The organism is Micromonospora sp. M61, from assembly GCF_018070245.1.
Taxonomy (GTDB): Bacteria; Actinomycetota; Actinomycetes; order Mycobacteriales; family Micromonosporaceae; genus Micromonospora; species Micromonospora zamorensis.
The window spans coordinates 1-1,672 of record NZ_JAGPYA010000139.1; the positions used below are offsets into that span (position 1 = coordinate 1).

A 1,672-nucleotide genomic window follows, 5' to 3' on the forward strand; every position below is an offset into this window, starting at 1 on the left:
GTTCGTCGGTCAGCCGAAGCTCAACCCGCTGCTGCGGTTGACGCAGGCCGCAGTGCTGCGCAGCCCGCGACTGTTCGGGAGGTTCCACGACACGCTCTTCCCGGTGCACCGGCCCGCCGACGACGCCGCGTACCGCCGGTCGATGGTGGCCAACCTGCGTGAACCTGGCCGGATGGCCGCGACGCGCGGCGTGATCGCGCCGGCCGAGCCGCGCTGGACGGCCCGCGCCCCCCAGGTCCGGCAACCCGTGCTGGTGCTGATGGGCTCCAGGGATCCGGACTTCCCCGACCCGGGCGCGGAGGCCCGGGCCGCCCGCCGGCTCTTCCGCACCGCCGAGGCCCGGATGATCGAGGAGTCCGGCCACTACCCGCACGCCGACCGGCCGCAGCGCACCGCGGAGGAGCTGCTCGGCTTCCTGGCGGTGTGCACCGACGCCTAGGGTCGGCCTCGCCCCTCTCAGCAATTGGTCGTACCCTTCGGCGGGTGACTGACGGGGTGCAGCAGCCAGCACCACGGCGGCTCTGGCCGCTGTGGACGGTGCTCGTGGTGGTCTTCCTGCTGCTGGGCTGTGGCCTGCCGGCGCTGCTCGTCGTCGGAGTGATCCGGGAGAACGGCACCCGGTCCACGATCAGCCGGGCCGGCGTCTCGACGGCCGACGATCCCGCCACCACGGTGGCCCGAGGGCTGGCCGACCGGATGACCGCCCAGCTTCAACGGCAGTCCACGGCCCTGCTCGGCGGCGACCGCGCCGGTTTCCTCGCCGTCGCCGACCCCGCCGCGCACAGTGACCTGCGCCGCCGCTTCGCCGCCCTACGCGGGCTGAAGGTCACCGTCTGGCGGGCCGAGCCGAGCGGTCTGCCCGCGCCGATCACCGACAAGCCGGGCGAGTGGCGGCTCCTGGTGCGGTTCCAGTACTGCTTCGTCGCACCGAACTGCCAGCCCAGCCCGGTGCTGATCGGCACCCGCTGGCGGGAGAACGGCGACCAGCCCCGGTTGGTCGCCATGGAGGAATCCAGGTCGGTGGAGACCGGCACCCGCCCCTGGGAGATCAGCGACCTGGCCGTGGCGATCGGCGCGCGGACCATCGTCGCCACCACCCCGGCGCTGCGCGGCAAGCTGCCCGGCCTGCTCGCCCAGGCCGAGGCGGCGGCCAGGGTCGCCGACGGGTACGCGGTGACCGGCTCGCCGCCGGACCGCTACCGGATCTTCTACGCCGGCCGGAACGAGTGGAAACGCTGGTACGGCGGCGACCGGCCGGAGTGGACCGGCGGTTACGCCGTGACAGTGGGCGGTGGGCACCACGAGGTGGTGCTCAACGCCGACGGGCTGTCCAGCAGCGGCACCGACGACCTGCTCCGGCACGAGTTGACCCACGCGGCCTCACTGCCGGAGCGCGGCTACCCGGGCAAGGACACCTGGTGGCTGGTGGAAGGGCTGGCCGAGTTCGCCGGCGCCGGCGGCCAGGCGGTCGACCGGTACGAGGGGATCGCCGACGTGCGGAAACTGGTCCGGGGCGGCTGGGATGGCCAGTTGGAGGGCATCAACCCCGCCGACGACGCCTCCGCCGAACGGGTCGCCGCCAGCTATGGCATCGGCTACCTGGCCGTTCGGCATCTCGTCGACCGGTACGGGCCGCTGCGGTTGCTCACCTTCTTCAAGACCGTGGTGCACG

The 1,672-nt window shown here is 73.4% G+C and carries 2 protein-coding genes; both read left to right on the forward strand.

Going from position 1 to position 1,672, the window contains the following annotated elements:
• On the forward strand, nucleotides 1-439 hold a 439-nt coding region (locus KBX34_RS32905), incomplete at its 5' end, for an alpha/beta fold hydrolase (protein ID WP_210928966.1).
• Between the two features lie 44 nt (nucleotides 440-483).
• The coding region (locus KBX34_RS32910; protein ID WP_210928967.1) for a hypothetical protein at nucleotides 484-1,672 on the forward strand (1,189 nt) is incomplete at its 3' end.